This window comes from Microbacterium sp. NPDC058021, from assembly GCF_042885955.1.
Lineage (GTDB): Bacteria > Actinomycetota > Actinomycetes > Actinomycetales > Microbacteriaceae > Microbacterium.
In genome coordinates, this window is record NZ_JBHVRF010000004.1 from 354930 (window position 1) to 372702 (window position 17773).

General features: G+C 68.4%; 12 protein-coding genes. 1 reads left to right on the plus strand and 11 read right to left on the minus strand.

The features are described 5' to 3' along the window. Positions 1–86: 86 nt before the first annotated feature. The 8 genes from tuf to ACFVR6_RS10845 form a co-directional block, all read right to left on the minus strand. Positions 87–1280, minus strand: a complete 1194-nt coding sequence (gene tuf / locus ACFVR6_RS10810) for an elongation factor Tu (RefSeq protein WP_386962547.1) — start codon at positions 1278–1280, stop codon at positions 87–89. A 153-nt stretch (positions 1281–1433) separates the two neighbouring features. Continuing rightward, the gene (fusA, locus tag ACFVR6_RS10815) at positions 1434–3548 is read right to left on the minus strand and encodes an elongation factor G (protein ID WP_386962550.1); all 2115 of its coding nucleotides are present in this window, start codon (positions 3546–3548) and stop codon (positions 1434–1436) included. Positions 3549–3650: 102 nt separating this feature from the next. After that, on the minus strand, positions 3651–4121 hold the full coding sequence (gene rpsG / locus ACFVR6_RS10820; RefSeq protein WP_257495791.1) for a 30S ribosomal protein S7: 471 nt from the start codon (positions 4119–4121) through the stop codon (positions 3651–3653). A gap of 5 nt (positions 4122–4126) precedes the next feature. Further along, on the minus strand, positions 4127–4495 hold the full coding sequence (rpsL, locus tag ACFVR6_RS10825; protein ID WP_018187369.1) for a 30S ribosomal protein S12: 369 nt from the start codon (positions 4493–4495) through the stop codon (positions 4127–4129). A gap of 245 nt (positions 4496–4740) precedes the next feature. Beyond that, positions 4741–6399: a DUF5684 domain-containing protein gene (locus ACFVR6_RS10830; protein WP_386962555.1), complete on the minus strand. Its 1659-nt coding sequence runs from the start codon at positions 6397–6399 to the stop codon at positions 4741–4743. 120 nt (positions 6400–6519) lie between these two features. Beyond that, complete coding sequence (locus ACFVR6_RS10835; protein ID WP_386962558.1) at positions 6520–7182, minus strand: spermidine/putrescine ABC transporter substrate-binding protein; 663 nt, start codon at positions 7180–7182, stop codon at positions 6520–6522. A gap of 61 nt (positions 7183–7243) precedes the next feature. Continuing rightward, a complete protein-coding gene (locus ACFVR6_RS10840; protein ID WP_386962561.1) occupies positions 7244–7714 on the minus strand; it encodes a hypothetical protein in 471 nt (156 codons plus the stop codon). Beyond that, a complete protein-coding gene (locus ACFVR6_RS10845; RefSeq protein WP_386962563.1) occupies positions 7714–8760 on the minus strand; it encodes an ABC transporter in 1047 nt (348 codons plus the stop codon). The genes ACFVR6_RS10840 and ACFVR6_RS10845 overlap by 1 nt, the downstream gene beginning before the upstream one ends. 131 nt (positions 8761–8891) lie before the next feature. On the opposite strand from ACFVR6_RS10845, the gene ACFVR6_RS10850 reads away from it, so the two are divergent. After that, the gene (locus ACFVR6_RS10850) at positions 8892–9485 is read left to right on the plus strand and encodes a hypothetical protein (protein WP_386962566.1); all 594 of its coding nucleotides are present in this window, start codon (positions 8892–8894) and stop codon (positions 9483–9485) included. Between the two features lies 1 nt (position 9486). On the opposite strand, the gene ACFVR6_RS10855 is transcribed toward ACFVR6_RS10850, so the two are convergent. The 3 genes from ACFVR6_RS10855 to ACFVR6_RS10865 all read right to left on the minus strand — a co-directional run bounded on the left by ACFVR6_RS10855 (position 9487) and on the right by ACFVR6_RS10865 (position 17624). Next, positions 9487–10080, minus strand: coding sequence for a hypothetical protein (locus ACFVR6_RS10855; RefSeq protein WP_386962569.1), 594 nt, complete (start codon positions 10078–10080; stop codon positions 9487–9489). Positions 10081–10197: 117 nt separating this feature from the next. Further along, positions 10198–14073: a DNA-directed RNA polymerase subunit beta' gene (locus ACFVR6_RS10860; protein ID WP_386962571.1), complete on the minus strand. Its 3876-nt coding sequence runs from the start codon at positions 14071–14073 to the stop codon at positions 10198–10200. Positions 14074–14120: 47 nt separating this feature from the next. Continuing rightward, on the minus strand, positions 14121–17624 hold the full coding sequence (locus tag ACFVR6_RS10865) for a DNA-directed RNA polymerase subunit beta (RefSeq protein WP_386962574.1): 3504 nt from the start codon (positions 17622–17624) through the stop codon (positions 14121–14123). Between the last annotated feature and the right edge of the window lie 149 nt (positions 17625–17773).

Genomic DNA, 17773 nt, shown 5'->3' on the forward strand with positions numbered 1-17773 from the left:
CCGAGGCGCCGCGACGTCCCACGCACCCCGAACGCACGAAACCCCCCGGATCGCTCCGGGGGGTTTCGTGAAGGAACTCGAGAGAGTTACTTGATGATCTTGGTCACCGTGCCGGCGCCGACGGTGCGGCCACCCTCACGGATTGCAAAGCCGAGGCCCTCTTCCATGGCGATCGGCTGGATCAGCTCGACCGTCATGTCCGTGGTGTCGCCGGGCATGACCATCTCGGTGCCCTCGGGCAGCGAGATGACGCCGGTGACGTCCGTGGTGCGGAAGTAGAACTGCGGGCGGTAGTTCGTGTAGAAGGGGTTGTGACGGCCACCCTCCTCCTTGGACAGGATGTACGCCGTGCCCTCGAAGTTGGTGTGGGGCGTAACCGAACCCGGCTTCACGATGACCTGGCCACGCTCGACGTCGTCACGCTTGGTGCCGCGCAGGAGCAGACCGCAGTTCTCGCCGGCCCAGGCCTCGTCGAGCTGCTTGTGGAACATCTCGATACCGGTGACGATCGTCTTCTGCGTCGGGCGCAGACCCACGATCTCGACCTCGGAGTTGATGGCCAGCGTGCCGCGCTCGGCGCGACCCGTGACGACCGTGCCACGGCCGGTGATGGTGAAGACGTCCTCGACGGGCATGAGGAACGGCTTGTCCTTGTCACGCACCGGGTCGGGGATCGACTCGTCGACGGCTTCCATGAGCTCGACGATCGACTGAACCCACTTCTCGTCGCCCTCGAGAGCCTTCAGGCCCGAGACGCGAACGACGGGGGCGTTGTCGCCATCGAAGTCCTGCGAGGAGAGAAGCTCGCGCACCTCGAGCTCGACGAGCTCCAGGATCTCCTCGTCGTCGACCATGTCCGACTTGTTCAGCGCGACCAGCAGGTACGGCACGCCGACCTGCTTGGCGAGCAGCACGTGCTCACGCGTCTGAGCCATCGGGCCGTCGGTGGCGGCGACCACGAGGATCGCGCCGTCCATCTGAGCGGCACCGGTGATCATGTTCTTGATGTAGTCAGCGTGACCGGGCGCATCGACGTGCGCGTAGTGACGCTTGGGGGTCTCGTACTCGACGTGCGAGATGTTGATCGTGATGCCGCGCTGACGCTCCTCGGGAGCCGAGTCGATCGACGCGAAGTCGCGCTGCACGTTGGTGGCAGACGGGTACTTGTCGGCGAGCACCTTGGAGATCGCCGCGGTGAGCGTGGTCTTGCCGTGGTCAACGTGACCGATGGTTCCGATGTTGACGTGCGGCTTGGTCCGCTCGAACTTGGCCTTAGCCACTGGGTCCTCCTCAGGACAGTCGTGTAGTGCACGGGCGCTGGATTGCGACCGGGGCGCTACGGGGATTGGTTCAGTCTAGTAGACAGGTCGGTATTCAGTTGGGTGGATGCCGGGAGCTCACCGCGAAGGTGAGGCGAGCCCCCGGCACCAGGGTTATTCGCCCTTGTTCTTCTGGACGATCTCGTCGGCAACCGCGCGAGGAACCTCGGCGTAGCTGTCGAACTCCATCGAGTAGACGGCCCGGCCCGAGGTCTTCGAGCGCAGGTCGCCGATGTAGCCGAACATCTCGGACAGCGGCACCAGGGCACGCACGACCTTGACGCCCGCGGCATCCTCCATGGACTGGATCTGACCGCGACGCGAGTTCAGGTCACCGATGACGTCACCCATGTACTCCTCGGGCGTACGCACCTCGACGGACATGAGCGGCTCGAGGATGACCGGACCGGCCTTGCGCAGGGCTTCCTTGAAGCCCATGGAACCGGCGATCTTGAACGCCATCTCCGAGGAGTCGACGTCGTGCGACGCACCGTCGAGCAGGGTCGCCTTGACACCCACGATGGGGTAGCCGGCGAGCACGCCGACGTTCATCGCGTCCTGGAAGCCCTGGTTGGTCGGCTCGATGTACTCGCGCGGGATACGGCCACCGGTGACCTTGTTCTCGAACTCGTACGTCTTGTCGGCCGTGACCTCGAGCGGCTCGATCGCGAACTGGATCTTCGCGAACTGACCCGAACCACCGGTCTGCTTCTTGTGGGTGTAGTCGTGACGCTCGACGGCCTTCTTGATCGTCTCGCGGTACGCCACCTGGGGCTTGCCGACGTTCGCCTCGACGCGGAACTCGCGCTTCATGCGGTCGACGAGGATGTCCAGGTGCAGCTCGCCCATGCCCTTGATGACCGTCTGGCCGGTCTCGGGGTTGAGCTCGGTGCGGAAGGTCGGGTCCTCTTCGGCGAGCTTCTGGATCGCGAGACCCAGCTTCTCCTGGTCGGCCTTGGTCTTGGGCTCGATCGCGACCTCGATGACGGGCTCGGGGAACGTCATCGACTCGAGCACGACGGGCGCTGCCGGGTCGGCGAGGGTGTCACCGGTGGTGGTGTCCTTCAGGCCGATGACGGCGTAGATGTTGCCCGCGGTGACCGAATCGACCGGGTTCTCCTTGTTGGCGTGCATCTGGAAGATCTTCCCGATGCGCTCCTTCTTGCCCTTGGTGGAGTTGACCACCTGCGCGCCGGAGTCGAGGTGACCCGAGTAGACGCGGATGTAGGTCAGGCGACCGAAGAACGGGTGGACGGCGACCTTGAAGGCCAGCGCCGCGAACGGGTCGTTCGCGTCGGGGTGGCGCTCGATGATCTTCTCTTCGTCCTTGGGGTCGTGGGCCTCGATGGCCGGCACGTCCAGGGGCGAGGGCAGGTAGTCCACGACCGCGTCGAGCATGGGCTGCACGCCGCGGTTCTTGAACGCCGAGCCACACAGCACGGGGTAGAGGTCACCGTTGACGGTGAGCTTGCGGATCGCACCCTTGATCTCGGCGAGCGTGAGCTCCTCGCCGGCGAAGTACTTCTCCAGCAGGGCCTCGTCGGTCTCGGCGACGGTCTCGAGCAGCTTCTCGCGGTACTCGGCGGCACGGTCGGCGAGGTCGGCGGGAATCTCCTGCACCTCGTACTTGGCGCCCATGGTCACGTCACCCTTGGAGTCACCGGGCCACACGAGTGCGCGCATCTCGACCAGGTCGATGACGCCGACGAAGTCGTTCTCGGCACCGATCGGCAGCTGCAGCACGAGGGGCTTGGCGCCCAGGCGCTTGATGATGGTGTCGACCGTGAAGTAGAAGTCGGCGCCCAGCTTGTCCATCTTGTTGACGAAGCAGATGCGGGGGACGTCGTACTTGTCGGCCTGACGCCACACGGTCTCGGACTGGGGCTCGACGCCCTCCTTGCCGTCGAAGACGGCGACCGCGCCATCGAGCACGCGCAGCGAACGCTCGACCTCGACCGTGAAGTCGACGTGGCCGGGGGTGTCGATGATGTTGATCTGGTTCTTGTTCCAGAAGCAGGTCACGGCGGCAGACGTGATCGTGATGCCGCGCTCCTTCTCCTGTTCCATCCAGTCGGTGGTCGAGGCGCCATCGTGCGTCTCGCCGAGCTTGTGGTTGACGCCCGTGTAGAAGAGGATGCGCTCGGTCGTCGTCGTCTTGCCGGCATCGATGTGCGCCATGATGCCGATATTGCGGACCTTGTTGAGGTCGGTGAGCACGTCTTGTGCCACGGGGAAGTCCTTACGTGTAGTGACGGATGTCGCGGGGATGGTGACCCGCCGACGCGGGTCGGGGACCGGACCAGGTGGGCCGGTCCCCGAGCCGGTCAGGGGTTACCAGCGGTAGTGGGCGAAGGCGCGGTTCGACTCGGCCATCTTGTGGGTGTCTTCACGGCGCTTGACCGCGGCACCCAGGCCGTTCGAGGCATCCAGGATCTCGTTCTGGAGGCGCTCGGTCATCGTCTTCTCACGACGACCCTTCGCGTAGCTGACGAGCCAGCGGAGGGCGAGCGTGTTGGCGCGGTGAGGCTTGACCTCGACCGGCACCTGGTAGGTCGAGCCACCGACGCGGCGGCTCTTGACCTCGAGGGTCGGGCGCACGTTGTCGAGCGCCTTCTTGAGGGTCGCAACGGCGTCCTGGCCATTCTTGGCCTCCACGCCGCGCAGAGCGGTGTAGACGATCGATTCGGCGATGGACTTCTTGCCATCGACGAGGATCTTGTTGACCAGCTGGCTGACGATCGGTGCGCCGTAGACCGGGTCGTTGACGACGGGGCGCTTCGGGGCGGGTCCCTTGCGAGGCATCTAGCTCAACCCTTCTTTGCGCCGTAGCGGCTGCGAGCCTGCTTACGGTTCTTGACGGCCTGGGTGTCCAGGGCGCCGCGGACGATCTTGTAACGCACACCCGGCAGGTCCTTGACACGACCGCCGCGCACGAGCACCAGCGAGTGCTCCTGCAGGTTGTGACCCTCGCCGGGGATGTAGGCGGTGACCTCGGTGCCGTTGCGGAGCTTGACACGAGCGACCTTGCGCATGGCCGAGTTCGGCTTCTTGGGCGTGGTCGTGTAGACGCGGGTGCAGACCCCGGCCTGCTGCGGGTTCGCCTTGAGCGCGGGTGCCTTGGTCTTGGTGACCTTCGGCGAGCGCCCCTTGCGAACCAACTGCTGAATGGTTGGCACGTTCTCTCCTTGTTGTGCTGCACGGTGACAGCGTCGTGGTTTCACCACAGATCCACCGGCGCGGCACGAGGCGGCCGAGCGCGTTTGTGAGTGGATATGCCGTGGGGGTGGCCTGTTCACAGGCCCAGTCCCTCAGATGTGGCGCCTTCCCCACCCCGTCCGTGCCATGGCACGACTCAGGGCGCGCAATGCGCACACCCGGTCCATGATACGCGCGAGCGTGGGGCCGGTCAAACGAGGGCGGGTCAGCCGTCGGTGCGCACGAGCCGGAACGCGGCATCTCCCAGCAGGAACCGCTCCCCCGGGGCGAGCTCAGCGCCCGCATCGGCCTCGATCTCGGTGCCCATGAGGGTCGGCAGCATGACGCCGTTGGTGGAGCCGAGGTCGGTGATGATCCAGCGGTCGCCGCGCAGTTCGAGGCGGGCGTGGGTCTTGCTGACCGTGCGGGTGTCGTCGACGACGGCGACGAGCTGGGCCGTGCGGTACGCGGGGTCGGCGGCCGGCTGCCGCCCGACGATGACGACGTCCGAGCGCAGGTCGATGGCGGAGCCGGATGCCGGCTGCAGCATCCACGGCACGCGCCGGCGTCGCGCGACGACGGTGTGGTCGGGGAAGACGTCGTCGTCGGCGGGCGCGTCGGCTCCCGCGACGGAATCGAGCGCGGAGCGCGGCGCACCGGCGACGGGGGCGCCGGCAACGGCCGAGACCTCGTCGGCGGTGTCGAGGGGGAACTCCGGATCGAGCGGCGACGCGGTGCGCGGCGGACCGGCGGGCGCCCGGGTGACCGACGGGAACGCGGGGTCGATGTCGACGGGGGCGGTGCGCAGCGGCGGCGCCGTCGGGGACTGCGGCGGGTCGGCGGGGGCCGCGGCACGCGGGGCGGCATCGTCGCCGACGCGCCCGCGCTCCGGTCCGGCGGCGCCGTCGTCAGCGAGAGCGGGCAGGCCCGTGGCCACCGGGCGAGCGGCGACGGGGTCGCCCTGCGGCGGCTGCGAGATCGCCGAGACCTCGTCGATGCCACTGGGCCAGCGCTGGTCGAAGTCGTGATCGGCGCGCGCCGACACCGCCGCGTCGGCGACGGGGGTCCAGGGGACGGGCTGCGCGGGCGAGGGCTCGCCCGCGGGCGGCGCGAACTGCTCGTCGGCGGCAGTGGTCGGGACGGGGGCTGTGGGGGTCGCGGGAGGCGGGGGCGGCGGGGGCGCCCACGCCGAGCCGGCACTCGAGCGCGCCGCGGGACGCAGCACATCCGCGCCGGCGTCGGGAGCGGCGCGGTCGAGGCGCGCGGCGGCCGGATCGGTCGTCGCCGCGGCCACCGGCGCAGCCTCGGGAGTCGTCGACTGGGCGAACTCCGCGACCGGGGATCCGGCACGGTCGCCGGGCAGGGGCGGCGGGGCGTAGGCGGGAGCGGGCAGCGGCGGGGGCGGCGGCACCGGGACACCGTCACCCGCGGGCACGGCACCCAGCTGCGGGTCGATGACGCGCACCTGCTCGGTGCGGGCGTAGGCGGGAGCGGCGGCGGCGGCATCCGTACCCCGCCAGCGGGCGATGCCGAACCCGACGACGCTCGCCCACACCGGGAAGAGCAGCGCAGCCAGCGCCGTCATGCCGCCGCCCAGGCCGAAGCCGCGGTTGATGCGGTGGACGGCCACGATCGTCACGACCCAGAACGCGAGCGCGCCGAACCCGGGGATCAGGATCAGCAGGAAGAACCAGCCCGACAGCCCGCCGACCATGACGAGGGTGATCTGGTTGACGATCGGGACCCAGGCGCGCCAGGGCTCCTGGCCGATCTTGCCGAACACCGCCGACAGCGCCAGCGCGGTCCAGACGTAGACGGCGACGGTGGGGATGACGGCGATGAGCAGGATCAGCACGAGGTGCGCGGAGGAGAAGCTATCGGACACGATGACGATGGGCGCCGGTCGGCGCCTCACCCTCCTCCCCGACGAGCCGTGCGGTCGACACCGCGATGCAAGATGCCTCCACCCTAGGGCCACCGGCGCCAGCGCTGCGCGCCGCGCCCCTCATGCGGGGTCCGCGCCGTCGAGGCCGGGGCCGAACGGAGCGTCGAGCGAGCGGGTCAGCTCGTCGAGCATCGCGGCGATCTGCGGCTCGACGTAGCGGGTCACGCCCTCCTGGATGCGCAGCCGGTGGCGCAGCAGGAGGGCGCAGATCTCGCGCCCGATCATGTTGGCGTAGTCGTCGGCGAGCCCGACCTCCTGACGCAGCGCCGCCTTGGCCTCGGGACCGAGCGGCGGCAGGTCGGGGACCACGGCATCGGCCTCCTGCGCCATACCGGCGATCGTGAACAGGAACGGCGCACCGGGAACGGGGTCGGGATCCAGCGGCAACCCCTCGAACTCCGGCTCGAGGTTCTCCGCCGGCCGGTAGGTGCGGGCGCGGTTGCGTTCGGCCTGCTGGTCGAGTTCGGCCTGCAGCATGGGGAGGTTCTGGGCGGTGTAGACGGCGACCGCGTGATCGACGATCGTCTTGATGCGGGTGGAGAGGCCGTGCTGCACCCCGTGCGGCACGTCGGACCCGAGCCCGGCGGCCGAGAGCACCGGGGAGCCGAAGCAGCGACGGCACGGGGCGATGCGGCCACGGTGCGTCGCCGGCTCCCATCGCGGCAACCAGCGCAGCCAGGCATCGACGGCCTGGCTGACCTGGGTCTCGAGCGAGCGCTCCACGCTCACATTCTCGCCTGCCGAGGCCCCCGCAGCACAGTCCGCCCCGCCGCGTCGATGCGGATCACTCGTCCTCGTCGCTCTCCCACGGCCAGCGGGGGCGCGCGGAGCGCGTGCGCACGAGCGCCACGGCAACCCATCCGGCCACCGCGCCCGCCCCCGCGAGCACCACGGCGAACCACGACAGCACGAAGCTGCCGACCGCCGCGCCGAGCAGCGCCGCGTCGATGCCGGCGAACACGGCCCCGATGCACAGCCCCACGACGTAGCCGAGGAACGCCGCGACGGCCGCCACGAGCGCCGCGAGATACGAGGGGTGTGCGGCGCGCAGCATGATCCACAGCGCGACGCCGACCAGCACGACCGAGGTCGCCATGCCGACGATGCCGGGGACCTGACCCGCCCCGGGCGCGTCGACCACCTCACGGCCGGTGACGAGGCTCGTGATGCCCAGCGCGCAGATCGCGAGGGCCAGATAGCCGATGAGCGCGAAGGCGAGGGCCGCTGCCGGCCGGACTCCTTCGCGCTCACCCATCACTGGCGGTACAGCTGCGGGCCGGCTTCGAGGGTGCGCTCGTACTCGCGCTGCGCCTCGTTGTTGAGCTCGGTCACACGCTTGCCGCGTGCGGCCACCCAGGCACCGAACCAGATCGTCAGCTCGCGGCCGAGGATGAACGCGGTGGCTGCCAGCGGCACCAGCAGCTGGCTCTCGACGAGCGCGGCGGCCTCACTGGGGGCGAGATTCCAGAACGGCGCCTGGAAGAGCTGGCCGAGCAGGTGTCCGCCGTAGGAGGCGACACCCACGAGCAGGCCGAAGATCACCCAGTGGGCCCATCCGGCCCGGTTGATGATGGCACCCAGCAGCCAGAACGCGAGGAAGAACACCACGACCGGCACCCACAGCGCCCACGTGGTGAGCGCGGCGAGGGCGACATCGGCGACGTTGTCGACATCCACCTCGCCGGCGAGGGCGCCGAAGCCCAGCCAGGCGCCGAGGTAGAGCACGGCGAAGGCGAGGGCGGCGAGCAGGCCGATGGCGCCGGCGGCACCGCGGTTGCCGCGCGGGCGGGGGGCTTCGGGGGCCTGCACGAAGATCGGCTGCGGGCTCGAGGAGCCCACCGGCTCGCTGGGTGCGACGACGGGCGTGTCATAGGCGGATGCCGCGGGAGCGGCGTACGCGGTGGTCTCGGGCGCCTCGTCCGCGGTGGTCACCGGGGCGTCGTCGCGCGTGTCGGACACGGCGTAGGCCGGGCTCGACGACGCGTCGTACCCGGACACGCTCGCCGGAGCGGCATCGGTCATGTCGCGCACGGGGGCGGTGGGCTCCGCCGGGTCGTACCCCGCGGCGGCGTAATCGTCGTCGGAGGGCTCGTAGTCCGGCGACAGCGGGTCGCTGGTTCTGGCGGGCGCGGCGGGCTCGGCGACGGCGTCGGCCGTCGCGGGGTCGGTCGGGTAGCCTTCGGCCACCGCGTCGCGTCCTGCGGCCTCGGCATCGGCCAGACCCTCGTGGGCGCGGCCGACCACGTCGTCCACCGATGTGGGTTCTTCCACCGGTTCGCCGTACGGCTTGGGGTCGGTCATGGGATGCACTCCTCCCGCGGGGCACACGCCACCGCAGTGCCGAGGGTAACGCGCCCCGGCGGCGCTCCCCCGCAGGCGTGCCGTCGTGTGTCGCACTCGGCGCGCGACGCGCCGACGCCTATCGTGGCGGCATGGACACCCGACCGCTCCGCCTCCCGGCGTCTCGGCTGCTGATCGCGCTGACGATCGGCGCCGCCGCCGCCCTCCTCGGCGGCTGTGCGGGCGAGACGGCCCCCGCGGCATCCACCGTCACCGCCACGCCGCCCGCGAGCGACACCCCCACCCCGACGGCGACTCCGCTGCCGGGCGCAGCCGACCTGCCGCGCGATTGCCGTGCGATCGTGTCCGGACCGGTCCTGGCCCAGCTCGGCGACATCCCGCTGAACGATCCGGCCTTCGGCCCGTCGGGTACCCAGTCCGACGGCTCGCTCGTGTGCGTGTGGGGGGCCGCGGATGCCGTGACGACGAACCTCCGCACGATCGTCAGCGCGGTCGAGGAGAATCCGACGATGGACGCCCTCAACGCCCTGGTCGCCGACGACGGCTTCGAGTGCTACCGGCCCGACGGCGGCGTGCGGTGCGAGAAGACGTGGCCCAACGAGGAGTTCCCGGTGACCGACGGCCGCACGCTCTACTACCGCTCCGGCGTGCTCATCGACACCACGTACTCCAACCTCGCGCCCACCGGCTTCACAGCAGCGGTGGTCGACGCGGTGTTCGGCTGAGTCAGCCGTTCCAGACGGCGTCGGCCACGCGCGGAGCGTAGCGCTCGGGATGCCACGTCGTCTCGACAGTCGACAGCCACAGGCCGTCGGCGAACTCGAGCGTCTCCAGCACCTCTTCCGCCGACCTCGTGCAGCGCACCCTGGTCTCGGCGACGACGCCGCACCCGAATCCGACTTCCGGCAGCGCCGCCTGCGCGATGGCGCCCGCGTCGGAGCCGACGTCGGCCAGGGTCGTGACGATGGTGCCGGTCTCCGACGTCCACGTGCACGTGAACCGCACCTTCGGGGCGAGGGAGTCCACGAGCACCGTCGCGGAGGTCGGCGGCATCGAGTCGTCCTGATCGAGCTGCGAGCCCGGCGCCCACGACAGCCCTGCCCACAGCGCGTCGGTGTAGAGCCGGCGGCACTCGGCGGGCGTCCCGCTCTGCGGGGCATCCGTCTCGGACGCCCGGGACCCGCCCAGCGAATCGCCGGCCAGCCCGACGACGGCGGGGAAGCCCGGCAGGGCGAGCCACACGAGTCCGGCCACGACGCCCGCGCTCAGGATGCCGACAGCCCATGACAGCCACGTGCTGCGCTCACCGATCCTGGACATCCGCCACCTCCTCCCCCACGGTAGGTCGTCGCGGGCCGCGGCGCACGGAAGGCACGCGGGCGGGAACGCCGAAGGCCCCCGGCGGATGCCGGGGGCCTTCGGGTGGAGCGCTTCGACCTAGTTGTAGGTACCGGGCGTGAAGTCGTCCGTCGAGAAGCTGTCGAAATCGACGTAGCTCAGGTCGGCGTCGCTGTAGCCGCCGTCCGAGGCGAAGATGCGGTTGGGGTACCGCTCGCTCTTGGCCTCTTCCGTCGCCTCGACCACGACGTTGCGGTACTTCGCAAGTCCGGTTCCGGCGGGGATGAGCTTTCCGATGATGACGTTCTCCTTGAGGCCGACCAGCGGGTCGCTGCGACCCTCCATCGCGGCCTGCGTGAGGACGCGCGTCGTCTCCTGGAAGGACGCCGCCGACAGCCACGATTCGGTCGCGAGCGACGCCTTCGTGATACCCATCAGCTCGGGACGACCCGACGCGGGGCGCTTGCCCTCGGCGACCGCCTCGCGGTTGATGTTCTGGTAGCGCTTGAAGTCCACCAGCTCACCCGGGAGCAGCGTCGTGTCGGCGTGGTCGACCACGGTGACCTTGCGCAGCATCTGGCGCACGATGACCTCGATGTGCTTGTCGTGGATCGGCACACCCTGCGAGCGGTACACGCCCTGGACGCCGTTGACGAGGTACTTCTGCACCTCGCGGGCACCCATGACACGCATGACCTCCTTGGGGTCGAGCGTGCCGACCTGCAGGGGCTGGCCGACCGTGACGTGCTGGCCGTCCTCGACCAGCAGCGTCGCGCGCTTGAGCACGGGGTAGACGTGCGGCTCGTCGCCGTTGTCGGGCGTCAGGATGACCTTCTTGGCCTTGTCCGTCTCGTCGATCGTGATGCGTCCAGCGGACTCCGCGATCGGCGAGGCACCCTTCGGGGTGCGCGCCTCGAACAGCTCCTGCACACGGGGCAGACCCTGCGTGATGTCGTCCGCCGAAGCCGAACCACCGGTGTGGAACGTACGCATCGTCAGCTGGGTGCCGGGCTCACCGATCGACTGGGCCGCGATGATGCCGACGGCCTCGCCGATGTCGACGATCTTGCCGGTGGCCAGCGAACGGCCGTAGCACTTCGCGCAGACGCCGACGGCCGAGTCACAGGTGAGCACGGAGCGCACCTTGATGGTCTCGATGCCGTCGCCGACGAGCTTGTCGATGAGCACGTCGCCCACGTCTTCGCCCGCAGCGGCCACCACAGTGCCCTGCGCGTCGACCACGTCGGCGGCGAGGGTACGGGCGAACACCGAGTTCTCCACGTTGTCGTCGCGGCGCAGTGCCCCGTCGGCTCCGGGAGCGGCGATGGTGAACTCCAGGCCCTTGCCGGTGCCGCAGTCCTCCTCGCGGATGATGACATCCTGCGAGACGTCCACGAGACGGCGGGTCAGGTAACCCGAGTCGGCGGTACGCAGAGCGGTGTCGGCCAGACCCTTACGTGCACCGTGCGTCGCGATGAAGTACTCGGCGACGCTCAGCCCCTCGCGGTACGAGGAGATGATCGGGCGAGGGATGATCTCACCCTTCGGGTTGTTCACCAGGCCTCGCATACCCGCGATGTTGCGGATCTGCAGCCAGTTACCACGTGCACCGGAGCTCACCATGCGGTTGATGGTGTTGTCCTCGGGGAAGTTGTCCCGCATGGCCTTCTGGACCTCGTCCGTGGCCTCGGTCCAGATCTTGATGAGCTCCTGACGACGCTCGGCGTCGGTCGTGAGGCCCTTCTCGAACTGGCCCTGCACCTTGGCGGCCTGCTTCTCGTAGCCGGCGACGATCTCGGCCTTGTTCGGCGGCGTGAGCACGTCGCTGAGAGCGACGGTCACACCGGAACGGGTGGCCCAGTAGAAACCGGCATCCTTGATGCGGTCCAGCGACGCGGCGACCTCGACCTTGGGGTACTCCTCGGCCAGCTTGTTGACGATCTGCGACAGCTTGCCCTTGTCCGCCTGCTCGCGCACGAACGGGTAGCCCTTGGGAAGGGTGTCGTTGAAGATCGCCTGACCCAGCGACGCGTCCACGAGACCGTGGCGCTCGTAGCCCTCGGGGGCTTCACCCTCGAGGAAGGACAGGCCCGGGATGCGGATGCGGACCTTGGCCTGCAGGTCGAGGGTGCCCTCGTCCTTGGCCAGGATCGCCTCGCCGACCGAGCCGAACACGCGACCCTCACCGGTCGCCCCCGCCTTGACCGTGGTCAGGTGGTGGAGGCCGATGATCATGTCCTGCGAAGGCAGGGTGACCGGGCGGCCGTCCGAGGGCTTGAGGATGTTGTTCGACGCCAGCATGAGGATGCGGGCCTCGGCCTGCGCCTCGACCGACAGCGGCAGGTGCACAGCCATCTGGTCACCGTCGAAGTCGGCGTTGAAGGCGGCACACACGAGCGGGTGCAGCTGGATGGCCTTGCCCTCCACGAGCTGCGGCTCGAACGCCTGGATGCCGAGGCGGTGGAGCGTCGGCGCACGGTTGAGCAGCACGGGGCGCTCGCGGATGATCTCCTCGAGCACGTCCCAGACCTCGGGACGCGTGCGCTCGACGGCGCGCTTGGCGGCCTTGATGTTCTGCGAGTGACCGAGGTCGATCAGGCGCTTGATGACGAACGGCTTGAACAGCTCCAGCGCCATCTGCTTGGGCAGACCGCACTGGTGCAGCTTCAGCTGGGGTCCGACGATGATGACCGAACGGCCCGAGTAGTCCACGCGCTTGCCGAGCAGGTTCTGACGGAACCGGCCCTGCTTGCCCTTGAGCATGTCGGACAGCGACTTCAGCGCACGGTTGCCGGTACCGGTGACGGGACGACCGCGGCGGCCGTTGTCGAACAGTGCGTCGACGGCCTCCTGCAGCATGCGCTTCTCGTTGTTCACGATGATCTCGGGAGCACCGAGATCCAGCAGACGCCGGAGGCGGTTGTTGCGGTTGATCACGCGGCGGTACAGGTCGTTCAGGTCGCTGGTGGCGAAACGGCCACCGTCGAGCTGGACCATCGGGCGCAGCTCCGGCGGGATCACCGGAACGACGTCGAGCACCATGGCGGCCGGGCTCATGCCCGTCGACAGGAACGAGTTGACGACCTTCAGGCGCTTGATCGCGCGGATCTTGCGCTGACCCTTGCCCTCGGAGATCTGCAGGTGCAGGTTCTCCGCCTCGGCAGCCAGGTCGAACGCCTGCAGGCGACGCTGGATCGACTCCGCGCCCATGTAGGCCTCGAAGTACTGTCCGAACCGGTCCTGGAGCTCGTGGAAGACGTCGTCCTCCTGCTTCAGGTTGCCGACCTCGAGGTTGCGGAACTCTTCCCACACGCGCTCGAGCTTGGAGATCTGCTCGTCGAAGTTCTTGCGGATCGACGCCATGTCCTTCTCGGCGGCGTCCTTGACCTTCTTCTTCTGGTCGGCCTTGGCGCCTTCCTCTTCGAGCGCGGCGAGCTCCTCTTCCAGCTTCGCCAGGCGGGCGGCGACGCGGGCGTCGCGGCGGTCGCCGAGGTTCTTCATCTCCAGGCGCAGGTTCGACTCGTGCGTCGGGAGGTCGCGGTGACGCGCCTCGTCGTCGACCGAGATCACCATGTAGGCGGCGAAGTAGATGACCTTCTCGAGGTCCTTCGGCGCCATGTCCAGCAGGTACCCGAGGCGCGAGGGCACGCCCTTGAAGTACCAGATGTGGGTCACGGGAGCGGCGAGCTCGATGTGCCCCATGCGCTCACGACGGACGGAGCTCTTGGTGACCTCCACGCCGCAGCGCTCACAGACGATGCCCTTGAAGCGGACACGCTTGTACTTGCCACAAGCGCACTCCCAGTCGCGGGAGGGTCCGAAGATCTGCTCGCCGAAGAGGCCGTCCTTCTCGGGCTTGAGCGTGCGGTAGTTGATGGTTTCGGGCTTCTTGACCTCACCGAACGACCAACGACGGATGTCGTCGGCAGTGGCCAGGCCGATGCGAAGCTGATCGAAAGTTGTTGATTCGAGCACTATTTCTCAGTTCTCCTGTGTCGGATATCTGTCGTTGCCTGGCCGGGTCAGATCTCGTCGATCGACGTCGACTCGAACCGGGTGGAGATGTTGATTCCGAGTTCCTCCGCGGCGCGGAACGCCTCGTCCTCGCCGTCGCGGAGATTGACCGCGGTGCCGTCGGCCGAGAGGACCTCGACGTTCAGGCAGAGCGACTGCATCTCCTTCATCAGCACCTTGAAGGACTCGGGGATGCCGGGCTCCTGGATGTTCTCGCCCTTGACGATCGCCTCGTAGACCTTCACGCGGCCCACGATGTCGTCGGACTTGATCGTGAGGAGCTCCTGCAGTGCGTAGGCGGCGCCATAGGCCTCGAGGGCCCACACCTCCATCTCACCGAATCGCTGACCACCGAACTGCGCCTTACCACCCAGCGGCTGCTGCGTGATCATCGAGTACGGACCCGTCGAGCGCGCGTGGATCTTGTCGTCCACGAGGTGGTGCAGCTTCAGGATGTACATGTAACCGACCGAGATCGGAGCGGGGAACGGCTCACCGGAGCGGCCGTCGAACAGCAGCGTCTTTCCGGTGGAGTCGATCAGACGCTCGCCGTCGCGGTTCTTCAGGGTCGAATCCAGCAGACCCGCGATCTCCTCCTCGAACGCACCGTCGAACACCGGCGTGGCGACCTTGGTGCCGGGAGCGGCCTCGAGAGCCTCGGCGGGCAGGTTGGCCGCCCACTCCGGGGTGCCTTCGACCTTCCAGCCGCGCTGCGCGATCCATCCGAGGTGAAGCTCCAGCACCTGGCCGAAGTTCATTCGACCCGGGATGCCGAGCGGGTTGAGGATGACGTCGACCGGCGTGCCGTCGGCGAGGAAGGGCATGTCCTCGATCGGGAGGATCTTGGCGATGACACCCTTGTTGCCGTGGCGGCCGGCGAGCTTGTCGCCCTCGGTGATCTTGCGCTTCTGGGCGATGTAGACCACGACCCGGCGGTTGACGCCCGAGCCGAGCTCGTCGTCGCCGTCCTCGGCGTTGAACTCCTTGACCGCGATGATCGTGCCCTGCTCACCGTGGGGCACCTTCAGCGACGTGTCGCGGACCTCGCGGCTCTTCTCGTTGAAGATCGCGCGGAGCAGGCGCTCCTCGGCGGACAGCTCGGTCTCACCCTTGGGCGTGACCTTGCCGACGAGGATGTCGCCGGGGCGCACCTCGGCACCGATGCGGACGATGCCGCGCTCGTCGAGGTCCTTCAGCAGCTCGGGGCTGACGTTGGGGAGATCACGGGTGATCTCCTCCTTGCCCAGCTTCGTGTCACGGGCATCCACCTCGTACTCCTCGATGTGGATCGAGGAGAGGGTGTCGTCCTTCACGAGGTTCTGGCTGAGGATGATCGCGTCCTCGAAGTTGTGGCCCTCCCACGTCATGAAGGCGACGAGGAGGTTCTTGCCGAGCGCGAGCTCGCCGTTCTCCGTGGCGGGACCGTCGGCGATGACCTCGCCGACCTCGACGCGGTCGCCTGCGGAGACGATGACGCGCTGGTTGTAGCTCGTGCCCTGGTTGGAGCGGTCGAACTTGCGCAGGAAGTAGTCCTGCGTGCCGCCCTCGTCCAGCTGCACGGTCACGACGTCAGCCGAGACCTCCATGACGACGCCGGCCTTCTCGGCGGTGACGACGTCACCGGCGTCGATCGCGGCGTAGCCCTCCATACCGGTGCCGACGACGGGCGACTCGCTGCGCAGCAGCGGGACGGCCTGACGCTGCATGTTCGCACCCATGAGGGCGCGGTTCGCATCGTCGTGCTCGAGGAACGGGATGAGCGAGGTCGCCACCGACACCATCTGGCGCGGGGAGACGTCCATGTAGCCGATCTCCTCGGCGTGGAAGAGGTCGACCTCGCCGCCCTGACCGCGACGGGCGAGCACGCGGTCGTTGACGAACGTGCCGTCGGCCTTCAGCTCGACACCGGCCTGAGCGACGATGTAGTCGCTCTCCTCGGATGCCGTGAGGTAGTCGATCTGGTCGGTCACCCGGCCGTCGACGACCTTGCGGTACGGCGTCTCGATGAAGCCGAACGCGTTGATGCGGGCGAACGATGCGAGCGAGCCGATCAGACCGATGTTCGGGCCTTCCGGCGTCTCGATCGGGCACATGCGGCCGTAGTGCGAGGGGTGGACGTCTCGCACCTCGACGCCGGCACGCTCACGCGACAGACCACCGGGGCCCAGCGCCGAGAGGCGACGCTTGTGGGTCAGGCCCGCGAGCGGGTTGTTCTGGTCCATGAACTGCGACAGCTGCGACGTGCCGAAGAACTCCTTGATCGCGGCGACGACGGGGCGCACGTTGATCAGGGTCTGCGGGGTGATCGCTTCGATGTCCTGCGTGGTCATGCGCTCGCGGACGACGCGCTCCATGCGCGACAGACCGGTGCGGACCTGGTTCTGGATGAGCTCGCCGACCGCGCGGATGCGACGGTTGCCGAAGTTGTCGATGTCGTCGATGTCCAGGCGGATCTCGGCGGGCTGGCCGTTCCGGATGCCATCGAACGACGTGTCACCGCGGTGCAGGCGCACGAGGTACTTGATGGTCGCGACGATGTCCTCGACCGTCAGCACCGAGTCGCTCAGCGGCTTGTCCAGGCCCAGCTTCTGGTTGATCTTGTAGCGACCCACCTTCGCCAGGTCGTAGCGCTTGGAGTTGAAGTAGAAGTTGTCCAGCAGCGCGCGGGCGGCCTCGGCGGCGACCTGCTCGCCCGGACGGAGCTTGCGGTAGATGTCGCGGAGGGCGTCTTCCTTGGTGAGGATCGTGTCCTTGGACAGCGTCTCCTCGATCGAGTCGAAGCCGGCGAACTCCGCCATGATGTCTTCGCTGGACAGGCCGAGGGCCTTGAGGAACACGGTGACCGACTGCTTGCGCTTGCGGTCGATGCGCACGCCCACCTGGTCGCGCTTGTCGATCTCGAACTCGAGCCAGGCGCCGCGGCTGGGGATGACGCGGGCCGAGACGATGTCCTTGTCACTGGTCTTGTCGGGCGTGCGGTCGAAGTACACGCCGGGCGAACGCACCAGCTGCGAGACGACGACGCGCTCGGTGCCGTTGATGATGAACGTGCCCTTGCCGGTCTGCAGGGGGAAGTCGCCCATGAAGACGGTCTGGGTCTTGATCTCACCGGTGAGGTGGTTCATGAACTCGGCTTCGACGTACAGCGGAGCGGCGTACGTCTTGCCGCGCTCCTTGCACTCCTCGATCGAGTACTTCTCCGGCTCGAGGTAGGGGTTCGTGAACGAGAGCTGCATCGTCTCGCCGAGGTCCTCGATGGGGGAGATCTCCTCGAAGATCTCCTCGAGGCCGCTGATCTCGGGAACGTCGGTGCGGCCCTGGGCCTGTGCCTGGGCGACACGGGCCTTCCAGGCGTCGTTGCCGACGAGCCAGTCGAAGGACTCGGTCTGCAGCGCCAGGAGGTCGGGGACCTCCAGGGTGTCCGAGATCTTCGCGAACGAAAGACGGGAAGCTCCGCGTCCGTTCTTGAGGTTGGTGGTGGTGGGGTTGGATGCGTTGCGCGCAGCAGCCAAGGGGATTACCTCCGTGGGCCCGGGCGGGGCTCGTTTTCCTTGTCGTCAGGTGGAGTGCTCCCTTTCATCCCCGAAGCCTGACGACCGCACGCCGCTGTGAAGCGGGGGAACGCAGGCACCGCCGACCACCATATGAGGGCAAGGGGAAG